Origin of the sequence: Carnobacterium mobile DSM 4848, assembly GCF_000744825.1 — a bacterium.
Lineage (GTDB): Bacteria > Bacillota > Bacilli > Lactobacillales > Carnobacteriaceae > Carnobacterium_A > Carnobacterium_A mobile.
In genome coordinates, this window is sequence record NZ_JQMR01000001.1 from 1,826,359 (window position 1) to 1,847,541 (window position 21,183).

Here is a 21,183-nt window from a genome sequence, read left to right on the forward strand (position 1 = left end):
AGGGAAAAGTCTTTGAAAAGACGATTGAATCGATAACATTCTTTCGTCTTTGAATCAAAGGCTTTTTTTATTGGATGATATTAAAGTGAAAGTGATTTTCTTCTAATGGTTTGGTTTGATCAAAGCAGCGTTCTACGAAAGTTACTTTATTGAAACGATCAATCATTAAGATGGTAGAAGAAACGGTACCGTATAGAGAATGTTGAAGAAAAAGAGCTTCTTTTTCTTGTTGGTCTAGCGGAACACTGGCCTTTTCTTTCAGCGGTGTGGTTAAAAAAGAAAAAAAGAGCTTCAGTTTTAGGCAACGCGTTGTTTTGAGTAGCTTGGATCAATTGTTCATTACCTCTTGTTACTTTAGGCCAAGGTATATCCAATGTATCGTTGCTTAGCCCGTGAGTGCCGGGCAAGACAGGAGTGAATTGATTTAATACATTATTATAATGAAACAATTCTTCTGCATCTCCGATCAGTAAATTAAATCCATCGAATTGCAGCCGCTTTTCTTGCAGTGCCGATATAAAAGCTTCAGGAGAGGTGTCTGATGTCAAATAGTCCCGAACAATGTTTCCGCGAGAGTGTGCATAAATGCTTTTTTCTTTAGCGTCGGCTTTTGAATTGTAAAAGTTGGTTAAAGCGGCAAAGCGGCCAGTTTTGGTGATTCCCAGCCAAGTGCCCATTTTGAGCAAATCTCTTCCAGCTAAGACAGTCGGAGCATCTTCCCAAAAATGAGCTGCAGCGGTTGGCCGGTCATAAGCTTCATCTCGATTAGCGGTAAGAATCAACTTATACTCAGGATGATCGTGAAATCGGAAGTTAAGTAAACACATAAGCTTTTTCCTCCTGTTTTTCTGGTTTGATTATAGTAAGACTAAGTATACGCGGGACAATAAAGCTTTGCAAAATATGAGTTTGAGGTCTGTCGCTTTTGATGGATTATGGTATACTGGGCGGTGAAAATTAAGCTTTATATTGACCATTCGATAAAGGGGAAGTAGGGGATTCAGATGAAACAAATCATCTTGTTTTTAGCGAGTTTAGTTAATGATATCCATGATCTGATCACACAACGGTTTGGTGTTCAGCTTTCTGACAAGGACTTGCATTTTTGGGTGATTAGCCTAATTGGAATGGGACTCTTTTTAGTAGTTTATTTGGTATTTAAATGGATCGAGACCTTTAAGTTTAAAACAACAATTTTAGCGTTTATCTATACCTTTACACTGATGGTGGTTCTGGTGTTTGCGATCGAAATCCAACAAGCCATCACCAATAGGGGAAACATGGAATTCGCTGATGCAGCAATGGGGTTGTGGGGCTTTTTAGTATTCTTTTTCTTTTATGCTGTGGTTGTTGGTATTTTATACGGAATGATACGTGCTGTCAAAAAAACACGAAAAAAAGAGCCGTTTAAGACTGAAGTGAAGGTTAAAGAAGAGCCGGTTAAACGATTTCGTTCAGAAAAAACAAAAAAGTGAATTTTAGGCTTGTCTTGCCGTAAGAAAAATGATATAGTCAGTGGGTACGTTTTGACGTATGAAAGAATGTGGGAGGGGAAATCTTAGCCCCATTAACCACATCACGGACTCATTCAAGGAGGTATGTCTCGTGGCCAAAAAAGTTGTTAAGTTAGTTAAATTGCAGATTCCTGCAGGAAAAGCAAGTCCAGCTCCCCCAGTAGGTCCAGCTTTAGGTCAAGCGCAAGTAAACATCATGGGATTCTGTAAAGAATTCAATGCTCGTACGCAAGACTTGAACGGCTTACTAACACCAGTTGTAATCTCTGTATATGAAGATCGTTCATTTACTTTTGTTACAAAAACACCGCCTGCCGCTGTTTTGCTTAAAAAAGCTGCTGGTATTGATAAAGCATCTGGCGAACCAAATACGAAAAAAGTTGCAACTGTTACAAGTGCACAAGTAAGAGAAATTGCTGAAACAAAAATGCCTGACCTAAATGCTGCAACAGTTGAAGCAGCTATGCAAATGGTTGAAGGTACTGCACGAAGCATGGGATTCGTTGTCGAAGGCTAATTCCGCAACACGCTTCTCAGTGTCTCTCGTATGAAAAAAGACGAGGATCAAGTGGGAGGTAAAACCGTTATAACCACAATCAAGGAGGAAATGAATCATGGCTAAAAAAGGTAAACAATATTTAGCAGCTCTAGAAAAAGTAGACGCTGAAAAACTTTACTCAGTAGAAGAAGCTGTAGCTTTAGTGCAAGAAACCAGTTTTGCTAAATTTGACGAAACAGTTGAAGTAGCATACAGACTTGGTGTTGACCCTAAAAAAGCTGACCAACAAATTCGTGGGGCAGTCGTTCTTCCGAACGGAACAGGTAAAACACAAAAAGTATTAGTTTTTGCTAAAGGCGAAAAAGCTAAAGAAGCAGAAGCAGCAGGCGCAGACTATGTCGGCGAAGCTGAACTTGTTCAAAAAATCAACGGCGGATGGTTTGATTTTGATGTTGTTGTAGCAACACCAGATATGATGGCTGAAGTTGGTCGTCTTGGACGTGTTTTAGGACCTAAAGGCCTAATGCCTAACCCTAAAACAGGTACTGTTACAATGGATGTTACAAAAGCAATCAACGAAATCAAAGCTGGTAAAGTAACTTACCGTGTAGACAAAGCAGGAAATGTCCATGCTCCTATCGGAAAAGTTTCATTCGACGCAACTAAATTAATAGAAAACTTTAATACAATCAATGACACAATGCTTAAAGTAAAACCGTCAACTGCTAAAGGACAATACATCAAAAATGTATCAATCACTAGCACATTTGGTCCTGGGATCAAAGTAGACGTGAATACATTCGCTTAAGAATTGTGAAATAAGAATTATAAATGTCTTGACCTGGACGATTTATCTTGTTAAAATCGTCTAGGTTAAGAAATATTACCGAAGACAGTAGGTGGCTTCATGCCTTAATTTCCTGCCGAGGATGATATGTGAAAACATACAACACTCCCTCTATGTCTACGGTGACATGGAGTTTTTTACGTTATGAAGACTTTTTAAGTTAACTACACGAAGAGATTCCACCAATCGATCGGGAGGTGAAAATTTAATGAGTCAAGCAGCAATCGCAGAAAAACAATTACTTGTTGAAAAAGCAACAACTCGTTTCCAAAACGCAGCATCAGTTGTCGTAGTGGATTACCGTGGTTTAACTGTTCAAGAAGTGACTGACTTACGTAAACAATTACGTGATGCAGGTATTGTGATGAAAGTTATCAAAAATTCTGTTTTATCCCGTGCAGCAGAAGCAGCCGGTTTATCAGGAATGGAAGATGTTTTTAAAGGGCCTACAGCTATCGCTTTTAGTGATGAAGATGTAATTGCACCTGCAAAAATCATCGCGGACTTTGCTAAAGAAGCACCTGCTTTGGAAATCAAAGGCGGCGTAATCGAAGGTAAAGTTTCATCAGCAGAAGAAATGAACGCTCTTGCAACATTACCAAATCGCGAAGGATTACTATCTATGCTACTATCTGTACTTCAAGCTCCTGTACGCAACACTGCTCTTATCATCAAAGCAGTTGCAGAATCAAAAGAAGAAGTTGCTTAATAGAGAAACAATCTTGGCAGTTTGAAAAAGCAAGCTGAACAAATGCACACAAATAACCTATACCTATATAAATGGAGGAAAATAACAATGGCATTAAACATTGAACAAATCGTTGCTGATTTGAAAGAATCATCAGTATTAGAATTAAACGACTTAGTAAAAGCAATCGAAGAAGAATTTGGCGTAACTGCAGCTGCTCCTGTAGCTGCTGCTGGCGGAGCAGAAACTGCTGCTGCTGAACAAACAGAATTCACAGTTGAATTAACATCTGTTGGAGAAGCAAAAATTAAAGTTATCAAAGCAGTTCGTGAAGCAACTGGTTTAGGCTTGAAAGAAGCTAAAGCTTTAGTTGATGGAGCTCCTGCACCACTTAAAGAAGGCGTATCTAAAGAAGACGCTGAAGCTATGAAAGAATCATTAGAAGCAGCTGGCGCAACTATCACACTTAAATAATCAGCGCTTTTAGATAGAATACTTTTGAGACACGCAGTTCACTGCGTGTCTTTTTTTTCTACAGGTAAAGTAAAGGAGGAGTAAAATGGCAGATCATTATTTTACGAATAAACCGCAAGCTGCAAGCGAACAGTCAGCTTGGTCTTATACCTTGCGTGGGCAAGCGTTTAAATTTGTGACGGATCTAGGCGTATTTTCGAAAAAAACAGTGGACTTTGGATCTCGTTTGTTAATCGAAACGATGGATCTAGCTTCAACGATAGAAGGCGATATACTGGATGTAGGGTGCGGCTATGGCCCAATGGGTTTGGCTTTCGCAAAAGAAGCGACTGACCGGACGGTTGAAATGGTCGACGTAAATGAACGTGCGCTTAACTTAGCGAAACAAAACGCTTCTAATAATCGCATCACTAATATCAATATCCATGTTTCTAATATGTATGAACAAGTAGAAGGACATTCTTTTGCAGCTATCGTCAGCAATCCGCCTATCCGGGCTGGAAAATCGGTGGTTCATGGTATTTTAACAGGTGCAGTTGACCGACTTAAGCCGCAAGGAACGCTGACCGTTGTTATTCAAAAAAAGCAAGGTGCTCCGAGTGCTAAAGCGAAAATGGAAGAAGCTTTTGGGAACGCAGAGGTCATCAGTAAAGAAAAAGGCTACTGGATTATCCAAAGCAAAAAACAAGTAAGTTAAAGAGTTGATAATCGGTCAGGAGTGCTTGACTTTTTGATTTTAATAATGTAAAATAATCTAATGCAGTAAGTGTGTCGAGTAGAGATAACCGAGTTCTGAAATATTGTCCAGACTAGGTTTTTTAAAGAAAAACAAAAGAAAATGTGATTTTTATTTTAAAGTTCACGACTCTTTTGGTTTTTTTTTGTCAAAAAATAAGGTCAATAACGAGATGTCACGTAACAATAATATTTGTTACGTGGTTGTAATGTCTTGTTGGGACGGGAATTTTGGCAGCTGCGGACACATTCAAAACATTTTGAGGGGTGAACAGGTTGGCAGGCCACTTAGTAAATTACGGAAAACACCGTACACGTAGAAGTTTCGCGCGAATCAGCGAAGTATTAGAACTTCCAAATTTGATTGAAATTCAAACCAATTCCTACCAATGGTTCTTAGATGAAGGATTGCGTGAAATGTTCAAAGACATTTCTCCAATCGAAGATTTCGCTGGGAACTTATCATTAGAGTTTCTGGACTACCAATTGCAAGAATCTAAATATACCGTTGAAGAAGCTCGTTCTCATGATGCAAACTATTCAGCACCTATCTATGTAAAATTACGTTTAGTTAATAAAGTAACCGGTGAAGTAAAAGACCAAGAAGTTTTCTTTGGTGACTTCCCGTTGATGACGGATATGGGTACTTTTGTTATTAATGGAGCTGAACGGGTTATCGTCTCTCAATTAGTCCGTTCGCCAGGCGTTTACTTCCATAGTAAATTAGATAAAAATGGTAAAGAAGGCTTCGGTACTACTTTAATTCCAAACCGCGGCGCATGGTTGGAATATGAAACAGATGCAAAAGATATTTCTTACGTTCGGATCGACCGCACACGTAAAATTCCTTTATCTGTTTTAGTTCGCGCATTAGGATTTGGCTCAGATGATGAAATTCTTGAAATTTTTGGCGACAACGAAAGCTTGCGTTTAACGTTAGAAAAAGACTTGCACAAAAATGCAAGTGATTCACGGACAGAAGAAGCTTTGAAAGATGTCTATGAACGGTTACGTCCAGGTGAACCCAAAACAGCAGACAGCTCAAGAAGTTTACTGACTGCTCGCTTTTTTGATCCAAAACGTTATGACTTGGCAAATGTTGGCCGTTATAAAGTAAATAAAAAATTAAACTTAAAGACCCGTTTATTCAATTTGACATTAGCTGAAACATTGGTTGATCCTGAAACAGGAGAAATTCTGATTGAAGAAGGAACCAAATTAGACCGTGATCAAATGGATATTTTAGATCCTTATCTAGATGCGGGATTAAATAGTGTTACTTACTACCCGTCAGAAGATGCAGTTGTAACAGAACCCGTTACAGTTCAAGTAGTGAAAGTGTATTCTCCTAAAGACGCTGAGCGAATCGTAAATGTCATTGGAAACGGCGTAATTTCGACAGAAATCAAAAATGCTACACCTGCTGACATCCTAGCTTCTATGAATTATTTCTTTAATTTACAAGAAGGTATCGGCAATGTAGACGATATTGACCATTTAGGTAACCGTCGTATTCGTTCAGTTGGTGAATTATTACAAAACCAATACCGGATCGGTTTATCTCGGATGGAACGTGTGGTTCGTGAACGGATGTCCATTCAAGATATGGCCACTGTTACACCGCAACAACTGATCAATATTCGTCCAGTTGTAGCAGCTATCAAAGAATTCTTTGGTTCTTCTCAACTATCGCAGTTTATGGATCAAACCAATCCATTAGGTGAATTAACACATAAACGTCGTTTGTCTGCTTTAGGACCCGGCGGATTGACTAGAGACCGAGCTGGATACGAAGTTCGTGACGTTCACTATTCTCACTATGGCCGTATGTGTCCGATTGAAACACCAGAAGGTCCGAATATTGGATTGATCAACAGCTTGTCCAGTTATGCAAAAGTAAATAAATTTGGTTTTATCGAAACGCCTTATCGCCGTGTAGACCGTGAAACAGGTAAAGTAACCGACACAATCGATTACTTAACAGCTGATGAAGAAGATGCTTATGTAGTAGCACAAGCAAACGCCAAATTAAATGAAGACGGCACATTTGCAAATGATGTTGTGCTGGCTCGTTATGTCGAAGAAAACTTAGAAGTTCCAATCAGTCGTGTCGACTATATGGATGTTTCGCCTAAGCAAGTAGTTGCTGTAGCGACAGCTTGTATTCCTTTCTTGGAAAATGATGACAGTAACCGGGCTTTGATGGGTGCAAACATGCAGCGTCAAGCCGTTCCGTTAATCAAACCACAAGCTCCACTAGTTGGAACTGGGATGGAATATGTAGCTGCAAAAGATTCTGGTGCCGCAATGATCTGTCAAAATGACGGTATCGTTGAATATGTGGATGCGAAAGAAATCCGTGTCCGTCAAAACAATGGTGCTTTAGACAAATATACGGTAACAAAATTCCGTCGTTCAAATGCTGGAACTTGTTATAACCAACGTCCAATCGTAGCTAAAGGTGATCGCGTAGAAAAAGGCGAAATCTTAGCTGATGGATCTTCTATGGAAAATGGTGAAATGGCATTAGGTCAAAACCCATTAGTAGCCTTCATGACTTGGGAAGGGTATAACTATGAAGATGCGATCATTATGAGCGAACGTCTAGTCAAAGATGATGTTTACACTTCAATCCATATTGAAGAATATGAATCAGAAGCACGTGATACAAAACTTGGACCTGAAGAGATCACTCGTGAAATTCCAAACGTCGGTGAAGATGCATTAAAAGATTTAGATGAAATGGGTATTATCCGTATTGGAGCTGAAGTTAAAGATGGCGACTTGTTAGTAGGGAAAGTCACGCCTAAGGGAGTAACTGAACTATCTGCAGAAGAACGTCTATTACATGCTATTTTTGGAGAAAAAGCACGTGAAGTACGTGATACTTCTCTTCGTGTACCACATGGTGGTGGCGGAACGGTTCATGATGTAAAAATCTTTACACGTGAAGCCGGCGACGAATTATCTCCAGGAGTAAACATGCTGGTTCGTGTTTACATTGTACAAAAACGTAAAATCAATGAAGGGGATAAAATGGCTGGACGTCATGGTAATAAAGGGGTTGTCTCTTTAATCATGCCGGAAGAAGATATGCCGTTTATGCCTGATGGAACACCAGTTGATATTATGTTGAACCCATTAGGGGTACCATCTCGGATGAACATCGGACAAGTATTAGAACTGCACATCGGAATGGCAGCACGCCAACTTGGCATTCACATTGCTACTCCAGTATTTGATGGCGCAAGCGATACAGATGTTTGGGAAACTGTTAAAGAAGCTGGAATGTCTTCAGATGCGAAAACCGTATTATACGATGGACGTACAGGGGAACCATTTGATAACCGGATCTCTGTTGGTGTTATGTACATGATTAAATTGGCCCATATGGTTGATGACAAATTACATGCACGTTCAACAGGACCTTACTCATTAGTTACACAACAACCATTGGGTGGTAAAGCTCAATTCGGTGGACAACGTTTTGGTGAAATGGAAGTATGGGCACTTGAAGCTTATGGCGCTGCTTATACGCTGCAAGAGATCCTTACGTACAAATCCGATGACGTGGTCGGCCGTGTGAAAACTTATGAAGCAATCGTCAAAGGCGAACCAATTCCAAAACCAGGTGTTCCTGAATCATTCCGCGTATTAGTGAAAGAATTACAAGCTTTGGGATTAGATATGAAAGTATTGAACCCAGATGATGAAGAAATCGAATTACGCGATATGGATGATGACGATGACATTGTAAACATCGATGCACTGAGCAAATATGCTGAAGAACAAGAAAAAATCCGTGCAGAAGCAACCGAACAAGAAAGACTACAAGATTAAAGATGCGGAGCGCTCTGTTCAGCTCTGACAGAAAAATAGGGAAATTCCCGCAAAAGGCTGTAAGCCTTGAGGACAATTTCATCTTTTTTCCGAAGAGCTAGAGCGTGCAGCTCAATTAAAACAAGATGCGAAGCGCCATTTGGGAGCTTCGATTCAAAATTAGGAATCTTGACGGAAATGTTTCATTTCCTGAAAGATTATCTATTTTGATGAAAAGCTGTGGCGCGTAGCTCAATTAAAATAAGATGCGAAAAACAACGTTTAGCTTCGACAAGAAAATAGGAAAAGTTGAAGAAATCTTTGATTTCAAATAGTTTTATCTTTTTCTCGAGAAGCTGTTGTTTGCAGCTCAATTAAAAAGATGCGGATAAATTTCTGCTGAATTTTGTAATGAACCATAAAACAGAGCAGATAGGGCAGCTCGACAAAAATAAAGGGAGGTAGGCCCCTTGATAGACGTTAATAATTTTGAAAGCATGCAAATTGGTTTGGCCTCTCCAGATAAGATTCGCAGTTGGTCTTATGGAGAAGTAAAAAAACCTGAAACCATTAACTATCGTACATTAAAACCTGAACGCGACGGTTTATTCTGTGAACGTATTTTCGGACCTTCAAAAGACTGGGAATGTGCTTGTGGAAAATACAAACGTATCCGTTACAAAGGAATTGTTTGTGACCGCTGTGGCGTAGAAGTTACTCGTTCAAAAGTACGTCGTGAACGGATGGGTCATATCGAACTAGCAGCACCTGTTACCCATATTTGGTATTTCAAAGGAATTCCGAGCCGGATGGGACTTGTATTAGACATGAGCCCTCGTGCACTTGAAGAAGTTATATACTTTGCTTCTTATGTAGTAATCGAACCTGGTAATACTCCGATGGAAAAGAAACAGTTGCTGACTGAAAGAGAATACCGCGAACGTCGTGAGCAATATGGAAATGAATTCCAAGCTGAAATGGGAGCAGAAGCCATTAAGCAATTATTAAACGATGTGAATGTGGAAAAAGAAGTAGCTGAATTAAAAGAAGAATTAAAATCAGCACAAGGTCAAAAACGTACACGTGCTATTCGCCGTTTAGATATCTTGGAAGCATTCCGTCATTCAGGCAACCAACCATCTTGGATGGTTATGGATGTTATTCCAATTATCCCGCCAGAAATACGCCCCATGGTTCAATTAGAAGGCGGACGTTTTGCAACAAGTGATTTAAATGATTTATACCGTCGTGTAATCAACCGTAACAACCGCTTGAAACGTCTATTAGATTTAATGGCTCCAAATATTATCGTCCAAAATGAAAAACGGATGTTACAAGAAGCTGTTGATGCTTTGATCGATAATGGTCGTCGCGGACGTCCAGTTACTGGACCAGGTAACCGTCCATTGAAATCATTGTCACATATGCTAAAAGGAAAACAAGGTCGTTTCCGTCAAAACTTATTAGGAAAACGTGTTGACTATTCAGGCCGTTCCGTTATCGTTGTTGGACCAACACTTAAAATGTACCAATGTGGTTTACCAAAGCAAATGGCTATTGAATTATTCAAACCATTTGTTATGCGTGAATTAGTTGCGCGCGATATTGCCAGCAATATCAAAAACGCAAAACGTAAAATCGATCGTCAAGATGATGCCATCTGGGCTATTCTAGAAGAAGTTATCCGTGAACACCCTGTTCTGTTGAACCGGGCACCAACATTGCATAGACTAGGTATCCAAGCTTTTGAACCAGTCCTTGTAGAAGGTAAAGCGATTCGTCTGCATCCATTAGTTTGTGAAGCATACAATGCCGACTTCGATGGTGACCAAATGGCCGTTCACGTTCCTTTAAGTGATGAAGCTCAAGCTGAAGCACGCATGTTGATGCTGGCTGCTCAAAACATCTTGAATCCAAAAGATGGAAAACCAGTTGTTACACCTTCTCAAGATATGGTCTTGGGGAACTATTATTTAACAATGGAAGAAGCAGGACGTGAAGGCGAAGGTATGACATTCAGCAGCTTAAATGAAGCAATGATTGCTTACCGTAGCGGATATGTACATCTACATTCACGGATCGGTATTCGTGCAGTAGATATTCCTGAAAAACCATTTACTGAATGGCAAAAAGATAAAATGCTGATCACAACGGTTGGTAAATTGATCTTCAATGAAATCATGCCAGGTGAATTCCCATACTTGAATGAACCAACTCAAAGCAATCTTGAAGTGGCTACGCCAGACAACTATTTTGTTGAAGCTGGAACAGATATTCCTGCTCATATTAAAGAACAAGAATTGATCAAACCATTCAAGAAGAAAAATCTAGGAAACATCATTGCTGAAGTATTCAAACGATTCAAAATTGCTGAAACTTCAAAAATGCTAGATAAGATGAAAGATTTAGGCTATAAATATTCAACAATCGCCGGAATCACAGTAGGGATTGCTGATATTGTAGTATTAGAAGAAAAACAACAAATCTTAGATGAAGCGCATGGCGAAGTAGAAAATATCACCAAACAATTCCGTCGTGGTTTGATTACAGACGAAGAACGTTATGAACGTGTTATTACTATTTGGAATGCTGCTAAAGACCGTATTCAAATCAAATTGATGGAAAGTTTAGATGACCGCAACCCGATCTTCATGATGAGTGACTCTGGTGCCCGTGGTAACATCTCCAACTTTACTCAGCTTGCTGGGATGCGTGGATTGATGGCTGCTCCGAATGGACAAATCATGGAATTACCGATCACTTCTAACTTCCGTGAAGGGTTATCTGTCTTAGAAATGTTTATTTCTACTCATGGAGCTCGTAAAGGAATGACCGATACCGCTCTGAAAACGGCTGACTCAGGTTACTTGACACGTCGTTTAGTAGATGTGGCACAAGATGTAATCATTCGTGAAACAGATTGTGGTACAGACCGTGGATTAGAAATCATGGCAATTAAAGAAGGCAATGAAGTCATTGAAACATTAGAAGAACGTTTATTGGGACGTTACACTCGTAAAACAGTCTTCGATCCTAGAGACGGTTCAGTGATTATCAAGAACAATGAAATCATTACAGAAGATATTGCTAAACAAATCATAGATGCTGGAATTGAATCAGTTACGATTCGTTCCGTATTCACTTGTAATACAAAACACGGTGTATGTAAGTATTGTTATGGTCGTAACTTGGCAACCGGTTCAGAAGTTGAAGTTGGAGAAGCAGTCGGAACCATCGCTGCTCAATCAATTGGAGAACCTGGTACTCAATTAACCATGCGTACATTCCATACCGGTGGGGTTGCCGGAGACGATATTACTCAAGGGCTTCCTCGTATTCAAGAAATCTTCGAAGCGCGTCACCCTAAAGGTCAATCCGTTATTACGGAAGTAACCGGGGAAGTTATCTCTATTGATGAAAACCCAGCTGACCGTACAAAAGAAGTGACCGTTAAAGGAGAAACAGATACACGCAGCTACCAAGTTCCGTTTATCTCGCGGATGAAAGTAGTTGAAGGCGATAAGATCGAACGGGGTACACGCTTAATTGAAGGATCAATTGACCCTAAACAATTATTAAGCGTCAGCGACGTTCTTTCAGTCGAAAACTATCTATTACGTGAAGTTCAAAAAGTATACCGTATGCAAGGGGTAGAAATCGGGGACAAACATATCGAAGTAATGGTTCGTCAAATGTTGCGTAAAGTACGAGTGATGGATCCAGGTGAAACAGATGTCTTGCCAGGTACATTAATCGATATCCACGACTTCACAGAAGAAAACAACAAAACTTTATTAGCTGGCGGCGTTCCAGCGACAGCTCGTCCGGTCTTATTAGGAATCACGAAAGCTTCATTGGAAACAAACAGCTTCTTATCTGCTGCTTCGTTCCAAGAAACGACACGTGTCTTAACGGATGCTGCTATTCGCGGAAAACGTGATCCACTATTAGGGTTGAAAGAAAATGTTATCATCGGGAAAATCATTCCAGCTGGTACCGGAATGGCGAAATACCGTAAAATGGAACCTAAAGGAATTGGCGTAGTAAGCGAAAATGTTTACAGCATCAATGACCAAAAGGAACCAAACAGATAAAATAAGTTAAAAGGCCGTTCAGTTGATAAAATCAGCTGAACGGCCTTTTTTCATTGAGTAGGGTATTATAAGTTTTGGTATTCACTGTCTAGCGTTCAAGCCTTGTCCGCTTTTTTTGTTTGGCTACTTAGCTGGAAGTGACATTATTTTCTGTGAGCAAAAAGGTGTGCTATGCTAATTAATGAGTAGAAATATAAAAACCAAAAAAATTGAAGGAGTGTTTTAAGTGGAGAGTACACGAAAAAAATTACCGGATATGCAAACAGGGTTATATATTAATGGGCAATGGACAACAGGTTCGCTGGAAAGCAAAGCAGTCAACAATCCTGCTACTGGCGAAGAATTAATCAAAGTGGCACAAGCCAATACAGCTGATACTGAAAAAGCTATTGCAGCAGCAAAAGCAGCTTTTCCGGTATGGTCAGGAATGGAACTGAAAGAAAGAGTGAACATTCTGCACAAAATTGCGGATTTAATGGAAGAAAATGCAGACCGACTAGCACTGATTATGACGCTAGAACAAGGCAAACCACTGGCAGAAGCAAAAGGCGAGATCGAAACAAACGTCGAAAATATGCATTGGAATGCTGAGGAAGCTAGAAGGATCTATGGTGAAACGATTCCTGCTCCTAACAACCACAAATTTGAAGTTAAAAAACAGCCGATAGGTGTTGTCGGAGCCATCACTCCGTGGAATTTTCCATCCAACATGATCATACGGAAGATATCGCCTGCTATCTCAGCCGGGTGCACGATTATTTTGAAACCAGCCAGCAGCACACCGCTATCTGCTATCGCGATATTTGAGTTATTCGAACAAGCTGGTCTGCCGGCAGGCGTAGCTAATTTGGTAATAGGGCCATCAAGTGATATCGGTAAAGCCTTAACGGATAGTAATGATGTTCGCAAATTAACGTTTACCGGCTCAACCAAGGTAGGGCAGCAATTGTATGAACAGTGCGGGGCTACCTTGAAAAAAATCTCATTAGAATTAGGCGGGCATGCACCGTTTATTGTTTTTGCAGATGCACCGATCGAAGAAACGGTCAAGACATTAGTAGCTATGAAATTCAGGAACAATGGGCAAGCTTGTACATCGCCTAACCGTATTTTTGTCGAAAAATCGATCAAAAAAGAATTCACGGCTGCTTTAAATCAAGCTGTTTCTCAAGTGAAGGTCGGGAATGGGCTAGATGAAGTGACGGTAGGCTCGCTAATCAATGAAGAAGCTCGTGAAACGATTGATGCTCAATTAGCGGATGCAAAAAATAAAGGTGCAGACATTCCTGTCGGTGGTGGTCGCTTGACAGAAGGAGAATATGAAAAAGGATTCTTTTATCAGCCAACTGTCGTCGATGGCGTAACGAAAGAAATGGATATATTCTATGAAGAAACGTTTGGTCCAGTCGTTCCGCTGATTGAATTTGAAGAAGAAGATGACGTGATTCAAATGGCTAATGATACCAACTTCGGTTTGGCTTCTTACGTTTTCACTACTGACTTGCGTCGTGCTGAAAAAGTGAGTCGAGCTTTAGAGTATGGATTAGTAGGAGTCAACAATACGCAAGTTTCTCAGTCAGAAACACCTTTTGGCGGCGTAAAACATTCTGGTTTAGGTCGTGAGAATGGACACTATGGGATTGAAGAATTTCTTGAAGTTAAATTCGTCCACACCACTTACTTTGTTGATTAAAAGTATTTGGTCTAAAAGAAAGAAGGGCTAGTGATGAAAGCTGTACGAGTCAACGAATTTGGCGGACCGGACGTATTAAAAATAGAAGAAATTGAGATTCCCATACCAAAAGACGATGAAGTCCTGATTAAAGTCGCATATGCAGGAGTATTGCCGATCGACTGGAAAATCCGACAAGGTAAAGCAGGTAAGAAACGATTTCCTTATACTCCTGGCATTGCGGCTTCCGGAATAATTGAACAAATTGGGAAAGATGTTACAGATTTTAAAGTCGGCGATGCCGTTTTTGGCAGGACAAAACGCGGAGCCTATAAAGAAAAAGCCACTATTCCCGTAACAACTTTGAACCACAAGCCAAAGCATCTTTCATTTGAACATGCGGCTACAATTATTGCCGGTGCGGAAACAGCCTGGAAAGCTTTATTTACGCAAGGCGATTTACAAGCAGGTCAACGTGTCTTGATTCATGCAGCGGCTGGTGGGGTCGGACATTATGCCGTTCAGCTGGCTAAATGGAAAGGAGCAGAAGTCATTGGAACAGCTTCAGCTGCTAACCAGAGCTTTTTAAAAGAATTAGGTGCAGATCAAACGATTGATTATAAACAACAACGCTTTGAAGAAGAAGTAGCGGATGTTGATTTAGTTATTGATTTGATTGGTGGCGAAACTCAAGACCGATCTTGGGATGTTATCAAACCGGGTGGGAAGTTAGTCAGTTTAGTTGGTATTCACAATCCGCAAGCGGCGGTCGAGCATGGGGTCCAAGGAATAGATAATCAAGAGAGCCCAACACTGAGCGAACTGGATCAACTAGCCGAATTGATGGCTGAAGGAACAATCAAAACGGAAATCAAAAAGATTTATCCATTGGAAAAGGTACAAGAAGCTGCACTACAAAGCGAGACTGGACATGGACGAGGGCGCATTTTGCTGAAAGTAACAGCTGAGGGATAGTAAACCAAGTTAAAAACTGTCAGGGCAAAAGGAGTAAGCATGCTTTTGCCCTGTTTGATGGGATCAATTAAAAAGTTTCTCAGCTAATGTTAAGAAAGCATCACCATACCGGATAGAAATGAAGACACCGAAAAAGATGAAAGGTGCAAACGGCAGAAAGGTTTGACGTGTGATTTTTTTAAACAGCAAGAGAATACTGGCAAGCAGCAATAGCGATAAAGAAGCGGCAAAAAGGGTAAACAGCATAAGTCTGAAACCCAACAATAAACCAAGCACGCCAAACAGCTTCACATCACCTCCGCCAATGGCTTGATTTGTCAGATAGTATAAGATATAAAACAGACTAAAATAGAAAAGCCCGCTGAATAGATAATAGGAAATCGTGAGCGGATGATACCAAATTCGGCCGATCATTACCAACATGAAGAAAAAAGCCATAAGCGAATCTGGTAATAATCGATAATGCAGATCGGTTATGCTGAAAACCAAGCTAAAAGCAGCCAGCACGTACATTAAAAAAAGGTCTTGCGGCTGTGCAGCAAAAAAAAATGCAATCAGAATAAAAAGCAGCCCGGCCCCAATCTCGATTAAAAGATAATAGAACGAAAATGGAGTGCGGCAATAACGACATCGTCCTTTTTGAAGTAGAAAAGAAAAAATAGGAATCAATTCCATAGGACCAAGCGTATGCTGGCAATGTGTGCAATGAGAAGCAGGTCGGATAATAGATTCTCCTAAAGGAATCCTTAAACCGACGACCATAAAAAAAGAACCAAAACAGCAACCCAGCCAACCAATCAATAAAAAGTATGCAAATTCGAACATCTTTTGATTCACCCAGCTTTCTTGTGTATGCTTTTGTTAGCTATAAGAAATGTACGCAGATTTTAAACAAAACATTATTTTTAAGAAAGTTAATAAAAGAGGGTACATTTTATAGGTAAAAAGTGACAGATATCGCCTCATATTTGACAGTGGAAATATCTGATAAAGCAAATCTTTTTGAGTGTCATAAGCAGGTTGAAATTTTATCGATATGTCAAGTAAGCTTTTCCTTGAGGTATTTTTTATGTTCAAAGTCGCAAGTTTCTGAACAAAATAATTATTTTAAAAAAGTTGTTGCCTTTTATTGACAAAAAAAAAAAGACATGGTATGATTCACAAGGTGCTTTTGTATACAGATTCCTGTCTATCGGTCGTTCTGACTGGTACAAGGGCCAATATTTCCACAAGCAAAGCTGGTTGCGATTTTCAGCACTATTTTTTTGCTGCAAAAAGAACCGCCTGGATGTGTGGACTAAAAAGATAAACACAGGGAAGGAGGAAATTACCAATGCCTACAATTAATCAATTAGTTCGTAGCCCTCGTAAATCTAAAGCTGGAAAATCAGAATCTCCTGCTTTAAACAGAGGATATAACAGTAAAAGAAAAAAACAAACAACAGCAAACTCACCTCAAAAGCGTGGTGTTTGTACTCGTGTGGGAACAATGACTCCTAAAAAACCTAACTCAGCGTTACGTAAATATGCACGTGTTCGTTTGTCTAACTTAATTGAAGTAACAGCATATATCCCAGGAGAAGGACATAACTTGCAAGAACATAGTGTTGTACTTATCCGTGGAGGACGTGTTAAAGATTTACCAGGGGTACGTTACCACATCGTTCGTGGTGCTTTAGATACTGCTGGTGTTACAGATCGTAAACAAAGCCGTTCTAAATATGGTGCTAAAAAACCTAAAAACTAAACGTTACATTAAAAACTGAACATAAAATAAAATACTCATAAATTATGATTGAAAGGAGGAATTTGGATGCCTCGTAAAGGTCCTGTTACTAAACGTGATGTATTACCTGATCCAATATATAATTCTAAATTAGCTACTCGTTTAATCAACCGTTTGATGGTTGATGGAAAACGTGGAAAGGCTGCTACTATTCTTTACAGTTCACTTGATATTGTTAAAGAACAAACTGGCAACGATCCTATGGAAGTGTTTGAACAAGCGATGAAAAACATCATGCCTGTTCTAGAAGTTAAAGCTCGTCGTGTTGGGGGTTCTAACTACCAAGTTCCAGTTGAAGTTCGTCCAGAACGTCGTACAGCTCTTGCGCTTCGTTGGTTAGTAAACTATTCACGTCTACGTGGAGAAGATACTATGGAACAACGTCTTGCTAAAGAAATTATGGATGCTGCAAACAATACTGGAGCAGCAGTTAAAAAACGTGAAGATACACATAAAATGGCTGAAGCCAACAAAGCTTTCGCTCATTACCGCTGGTAAGATTTTCTCAAGAAGGCTGGGTTCCTTATTTGGAAGCCATGCCTTTATAAGGAAAATGTGTATTTAATGCAAAGAAAATCTAAGTAAGAGAGGTGTTATTACAAGATGGCAAAAAGAGAATTTTCTCTAGAAAAAACCCGTAATATTGGGATCATGGCCCATATCGATGCTGGTAAAACAACAACGACTGAGCGTGTCCTTTATTATACTGGCCGTATCCATAAAATTGGCGAAACCCATGAAGGGGCTTCACAAATGGACTGGATGGAACAAGAACAAGAACGTGGTATTACAATCACTTCTGCTGCAACTACTGCTGCTTGGGCCGACCATCGCGTTAACATCATCGATACACCTGGTCACGTGGACTTCACTGTTGAAGTTGAACGTTCTCTTCGTGTATTAGATGGTGCAGTTGCTTTACTTGATGCTCAATCAGGTGTTGAACCTCAAACTGAAACAGTTTGGCGTCAAGCAACAACTTATGGGGTACCTCGTATTGTCTTTGTAAACAAAATGGATAAAACTGGTGCAGATTTCTTATATTCTGTCGGAACTATTCATGACCGTTTGCAAGCTAACGCACATCCGATCCAATTACCGATCGGTGCTGAAGACAACTTTACAGGTATCATCGATTTAGTTAAAATGAAAGCTGAAATTTACGAAGACGATTTAGGTATGAACATTCGTGAAGAAGAAATTCCAGCAGACTACCAAGAACTTGCTGAAGAATGGCGTACAAAATTAGTTGAAGCTGTTGCGGAAACTGATGAAGATTTGATGGAGAGATACCTTGAAGGTGAAGAAATTTCTCAAGACGAATTGAAAAAAGCTATTCGGACTGCAACAGTTAATGTTGATTTTTATCCAGTTCTTTGTGGTTCAGCGTTTAAAAACAAAGGTGTTCAATTAATGCTTGATGCAGTTATTGACTATCTTCCATCACCGCTTGATGTTAAAGCTATCGAAGGAACACTTATGGATACTGATGAAGTTGTTTTACGTCATGCAGATGACAACGAACCTTTCTCAGCATTAGCATTTAAAGTAATGACAGATCCATTTGTTGGACGTTTAACGTTCTTCCGTGTTTACTCAGGTACTTTACAAGCTGGTTCTTATGTTCAAAACTCATCTAAAGGAAAACGTGAACGTGTAGGTCGTATCTTACAAATGCATGCGAACTCTCGTAGCGAAATTCCTGAAGTATTTGCTGGAGATATCGCAGCAGCAGTTGGTTTGAAAAATACAACAACTGGTGATACTTTATGTGATGAAAAAGAACAAGTTATCTTAGAATCAATGGAATTCCCTGAACCAGTTATCCAAGTAGCGATTGAACCTAAATCAAAAGCTGACCAAGATAAAATGGGTGTTGCTTTACAAAAACTTGCTGAAGAAGATCCAACTTTCCGTGCTGAAACTGACCATGAAACTGGCGAAACAATCATTGCTGGTATGGGAGAATTGCACTTAGACATCATTGTTGACCGTATGAAACGTGAATTCAATGTTGACGCAACTGTTGGTGCTCCACAAGTTTCTTACCGTGAAACATTCCGCGGTTCTACTCAAGCAGAAGGTAAATTCGTTCGTCAATCAGGTGGTAAAGGTCAATACGGTCACGTATGGATTGAATTTTCTCCTAATGAAGAAGGAAAAGGCTTCGAGTTTGAAGATGCAATCGTTGGTGGGGTTGTTCCTCGTGAATACATCCCAGCAGTAAAAGCTGGATTAGAAGCTTCATTAGACAACGGGGTTCTTGCTGGTTATCCATTAGTGGATATTAAAGCAAAACTTTATGATGGTTCATACCATGATGTCGATTCAAATGAAACAGCCTTTAAAGTAGCTGCTTCAATGGCACTTAAAAACGCTGCTAAAAAAGCAAACCCAGTAATTCTAGAACCAATGATGGCTGTTGAAATCACAATTCCTGAAGATTATTTAGGAGATGTAATGGGACATATTTCTGCTCGTCGCGGACGTATCGAAGGTTCTGAAGTACGTGGAAACACAACAATCGTTAAAGGAACCATTCCTTTGGCTGAAATGTTTGGTTATGCTACTGCTTTACGTTCTTCAACTCAAGGTCGCGGTACATTCTCAATGACATTTGATCATTATGAAGATGTTCCAAAATCTATTTCTGAAGAAATCATCAAGAAAAACGGCGGAGAAGCATAAGCTTAATGTAATGGTTAGGTGTTGCTTTTCACGACAATAATAGGTATACTTTTTACAAATGATGGGCAAAGACTGACGTTTTTCCCATCTAAATAATAAAACCCAATTCGAGGAGGAAATTACTAAAATGGCAAAAGAAAAATATGATCGCTCAAAACCACATGTTAATATTGGTACTATCGGACACGTTGACCATGGTAAAACTACTTTAACAGCTGCTATTACTACTGTATTAGCTAAAAAAGGCTTCGTAAGTACTGCTAAAGACTACGCTTCTATCGATGGAGCTCCAGAAGAACGTGAACGTGGAATCACAATCTCAACTTCTCACGTTGAATACGAAACTGAAAACCGTCACTACGCACACGTAGACTGCCCAGGCCATGCTGACTATGTTAAAAACATGATCACTGGTGCTGCACAAATGGACGGAGCTATCTTAGTAGTATCTGCTGCTGATGGCCCAATGCCTCAAACACGTGAACACATTCTATTGTCTCGCCAAGTTGGTGTTCCATACATCGTTGTTTTCTTAAACAAAGTTGACATGGTTGATGACGAAGAATTACTAGAATTAGTTGAAATGGAAGTTCGTGACTTATTAACAGAATACGAATTCCCAGGAGACGACACTCCAGTTATTGCTGGTTCTGCTCTTAAAGCTCTTGAAGGCGAAGCAGAATACGAAGACAAAATCATGGACTTGATGGAAGCTGTAGACACTTACATTCCAACTCCAGAACGTGATACTGAAAAACCATTCATGATGCCAGTTGAGGATGTATTCTCAATCACTGGACGTGGAACAGTTGCTACAGGACGTGTAGAAGCTGGACAAATCAAAGTCGGTGAAGAAGTTGAAATCATCGGAATCCACGAAGCAACAACTAAATCTACTGTAACTGGTGTTGAAATGTTCCGTAAATTGTTAGACTTTGCTCAAGCAGGGGACAACATTGGTGCTTTATTACGTGGGGTTGCTCGTGAAGACATCCAACGTGGTCAAGTATTAGCTAAACCAGGTTCAATCACTCCACATACTAAATTTACAGGCGAAGTTTATATCTTATCAAAAGAAGAAGGCGGACGTCACACTCCATTCTTCGCAAACTACCGCCCACAATTCTACTTCCGTACAACTGACGTAACTGGTGTTGTTGAGTTACCAGAAGGTACTGAAATGGTTATGCCAGGAGACAACGTTACAATCAACGTTGAATTGATCGCACCTATCGCTATCGACCCAGGTACTAAATTCACTATCCGTGAAGGTGGACGTACTGTTGGAGCTGGCGTTGTAGCTTCAATCGAAGCTTAATAACAGCTGCACAAAAGATTTAAAAGACTCTATCAGTGATAGAGCGTGTTCAGACGAAAAAACCCCCGCATCGT

At 39.9% G+C, this 21,183-nt stretch carries 16 protein-coding genes, 1 pseudogene and 1 other annotated feature; of the genes and pseudogenes, 14 read left to right on the forward strand and 3 right to left on the reverse strand.

Going from position 1 to position 21,183, the window contains the following annotated elements; genetic code table 11:
* Positions 1–67 precede the first annotated feature (67 nt).
* Complete coding sequence (locus BR87_RS13670; protein ID WP_156959139.1) at positions 68–295, reverse strand: NRDE family protein; 228 nt, start codon at positions 293–295, stop codon at positions 68–70.
* A pseudogene (locus tag BR87_RS08700) lies at positions 273–827 on the reverse strand (NRDE family protein); the annotation flags it as partial. The pseudogene BR87_RS08700 and the gene BR87_RS13670, both read right to left, overlap by 23 nt.
* 177 nt (positions 828–1,004) lie before the next feature.
* On the opposite strand from BR87_RS08700, the gene BR87_RS08705 reads away from it, so the two are divergent.
* The 10 genes from BR87_RS08705 to BR87_RS08750 all read left to right on the forward strand — a co-directional run bounded on the left by BR87_RS08705 (position 1,005) and on the right by BR87_RS08750 (position 15,317).
* The gene (locus tag BR87_RS08705; protein WP_084683596.1) at positions 1,005–1,475 is read left to right on the forward strand and encodes a hypothetical protein; all 471 of its coding nucleotides are present in this window, start codon (positions 1,005–1,007) and stop codon (positions 1,473–1,475) included.
* Between the two features lie 130 nt (positions 1,476–1,605).
* A complete protein-coding gene (gene rplK / locus BR87_RS08710; protein WP_035031059.1) occupies positions 1,606–2,031 on the forward strand; it encodes a 50S ribosomal protein L11 in 426 nt (141 codons plus the stop codon).
* A 97-nt stretch (positions 2,032–2,128) separates the two neighbouring features.
* On the forward strand, positions 2,129–2,821 hold the full coding sequence (gene rplA, locus BR87_RS08715; protein ID WP_035031062.1) for a 50S ribosomal protein L1: 693 nt from the start codon (positions 2,129–2,131) through the stop codon (positions 2,819–2,821).
* 60 nt (positions 2,822–2,881) lie between these two features.
* Positions 2,882–3,009, forward strand: a sequence feature (ribosomal protein L10 leader region).
* A 59-nt stretch (positions 3,010–3,068) separates the two neighbouring features.
* The gene (rplJ, locus tag BR87_RS08720) at positions 3,069–3,569 is read left to right on the forward strand and encodes a 50S ribosomal protein L10 (protein ID WP_035031065.1); all 501 of its coding nucleotides are present in this window, start codon (positions 3,069–3,071) and stop codon (positions 3,567–3,569) included.
* 87 nt (positions 3,570–3,656) lie between these two features.
* On the forward strand, positions 3,657–4,022 hold the full coding sequence (gene rplL, locus BR87_RS08725) for a 50S ribosomal protein L7/L12 (RefSeq protein WP_035031069.1): 366 nt from the start codon (positions 3,657–3,659) through the stop codon (positions 4,020–4,022).
* A gap of 85 nt (positions 4,023–4,107) precedes the next feature.
* Positions 4,108–4,719, forward strand: coding sequence for a class I SAM-dependent methyltransferase (locus BR87_RS08730; RefSeq protein WP_035031072.1), 612 nt, complete (start codon positions 4,108–4,110; stop codon positions 4,717–4,719).
* A 305-nt stretch (positions 4,720–5,024) separates the two neighbouring features.
* Complete coding sequence (gene rpoB, locus BR87_RS08735; protein WP_156959100.1) at positions 5,025–8,597, forward strand: DNA-directed RNA polymerase subunit beta; 3,573 nt, start codon at positions 5,025–5,027, stop codon at positions 8,595–8,597.
* A 449-nt stretch (positions 8,598–9,046) separates the two neighbouring features.
* Positions 9,047–12,670: a DNA-directed RNA polymerase subunit beta' gene (gene rpoC / locus BR87_RS08740; protein ID WP_035031078.1), complete on the forward strand. Its 3,624-nt coding sequence runs from the start codon at positions 9,047–9,049 to the stop codon at positions 12,668–12,670.
* 256 nt (positions 12,671–12,926) lie between these two features.
* Positions 12,927–14,363: an NAD-dependent succinate-semialdehyde dehydrogenase gene (locus BR87_RS08745; RefSeq protein ID WP_035033055.1), complete on the forward strand. Its 1,437-nt coding sequence runs from the start codon at positions 12,927–12,929 to the stop codon at positions 14,361–14,363.
* 33 nt (positions 14,364–14,396) lie between these two features.
* Positions 14,397–15,317, forward strand: coding sequence for an NADP-dependent oxidoreductase (locus BR87_RS08750; protein WP_035031081.1), 921 nt, complete (start codon positions 14,397–14,399; stop codon positions 15,315–15,317).
* A 63-nt stretch (positions 15,318–15,380) separates the two neighbouring features.
* On the opposite strand, the gene BR87_RS08755 is transcribed toward BR87_RS08750, so the two are convergent.
* On the reverse strand, positions 15,381–16,142 hold the full coding sequence (locus BR87_RS08755; RefSeq protein WP_051929769.1) for a prepilin peptidase: 762 nt from the start codon (positions 16,140–16,142) through the stop codon (positions 15,381–15,383).
* A gap of 508 nt (positions 16,143–16,650) precedes the next feature.
* Between BR87_RS08755 and rpsL the strand changes: the two genes are divergently transcribed.
* The 4 genes from rpsL (at position 16,651) to tuf (ending at position 21,109) form a co-directional block, all read left to right on the forward strand.
* A complete protein-coding gene (gene rpsL / locus BR87_RS08760; RefSeq protein WP_035031084.1) occupies positions 16,651–17,064 on the forward strand; it encodes a 30S ribosomal protein S12 in 414 nt (137 codons plus the stop codon).
* Positions 17,065–17,130: 66 nt separating this feature from the next.
* Positions 17,131–17,601 carry a 30S ribosomal protein S7 gene (gene rpsG, locus BR87_RS08765; RefSeq protein WP_035031087.1) on the forward strand — a complete coding sequence of 157 codons (471 nt, stop codon included), beginning with the start codon at positions 17,131–17,133 and terminating at the stop codon, positions 17,599–17,601.
* Between the two features lie 105 nt (positions 17,602–17,706).
* Entirely contained in the window at positions 17,707–19,791 is a 2,085-nt protein-coding gene (gene fusA, locus BR87_RS08770; protein WP_035031088.1) for an elongation factor G, read from the forward strand.
* Between the two features lie 127 nt (positions 19,792–19,918).
* Positions 19,919–21,109, forward strand: a complete 1,191-nt coding sequence (gene tuf / locus BR87_RS08775) for an elongation factor Tu (RefSeq protein ID WP_035031090.1) — start codon at positions 19,919–19,921, stop codon at positions 21,107–21,109.
* Positions 21,110–21,183: the final 74 nt, after the last annotated feature.

Coding starts and splice junctions, on each gene's coding strand:
- BR87_RS08705 (WP_084683596.1), top strand. CDS start 1,005: ATGAAACAAATCATCTTGTTTTTAGCGAGTTTAGTTAATGATATCCAT.
- rplA (WP_035031062.1), top strand. CDS start 2,129: ATGGCTAAAAAAGGTAAACAATATTTAGCAGCTCTAGAAAAAGTAGAC.
- rplJ (WP_035031065.1), top strand. CDS start 3,069: ATGAGTCAAGCAGCAATCGCAGAAAAACAATTACTTGTTGAAAAAGCA.
- rplL (WP_035031069.1), top strand. CDS start 3,657: ATGGCATTAAACATTGAACAAATCGTTGCTGATTTGAAAGAATCATCA.
- BR87_RS08730 (WP_035031072.1), top strand. CDS start 4,108: ATGGCAGATCATTATTTTACGAATAAACCGCAAGCTGCAAGCGAACAG.
- BR87_RS08745 (WP_035033055.1), top strand. CDS start 12,927: ATGCAAACAGGGTTATATATTAATGGGCAATGGACAACAGGTTCGCTG.
- BR87_RS08750 (WP_035031081.1), top strand. CDS start 14,397: ATGAAAGCTGTACGAGTCAACGAATTTGGCGGACCGGACGTATTAAAA.
- BR87_RS08755 (WP_051929769.1), bottom strand. CDS start 16,142: ATGTTCGAATTTGCATACTTTTTATTGATTGGTTGGCTGGGTTGCTGT.
- rpsL (WP_035031084.1), top strand. CDS start 16,651: ATGCCTACAATTAATCAATTAGTTCGTAGCCCTCGTAAATCTAAAGCT.
- rpsG (WP_035031087.1), top strand. CDS start 17,131: ATGCCTCGTAAAGGTCCTGTTACTAAACGTGATGTATTACCTGATCCA.
- fusA (WP_035031088.1), top strand. CDS start 17,707: ATGGCAAAAAGAGAATTTTCTCTAGAAAAAACCCGTAATATTGGGATC.
- tuf (WP_035031090.1), top strand. CDS start 19,919: ATGGCAAAAGAAAAATATGATCGCTCAAAACCACATGTTAATATTGGT.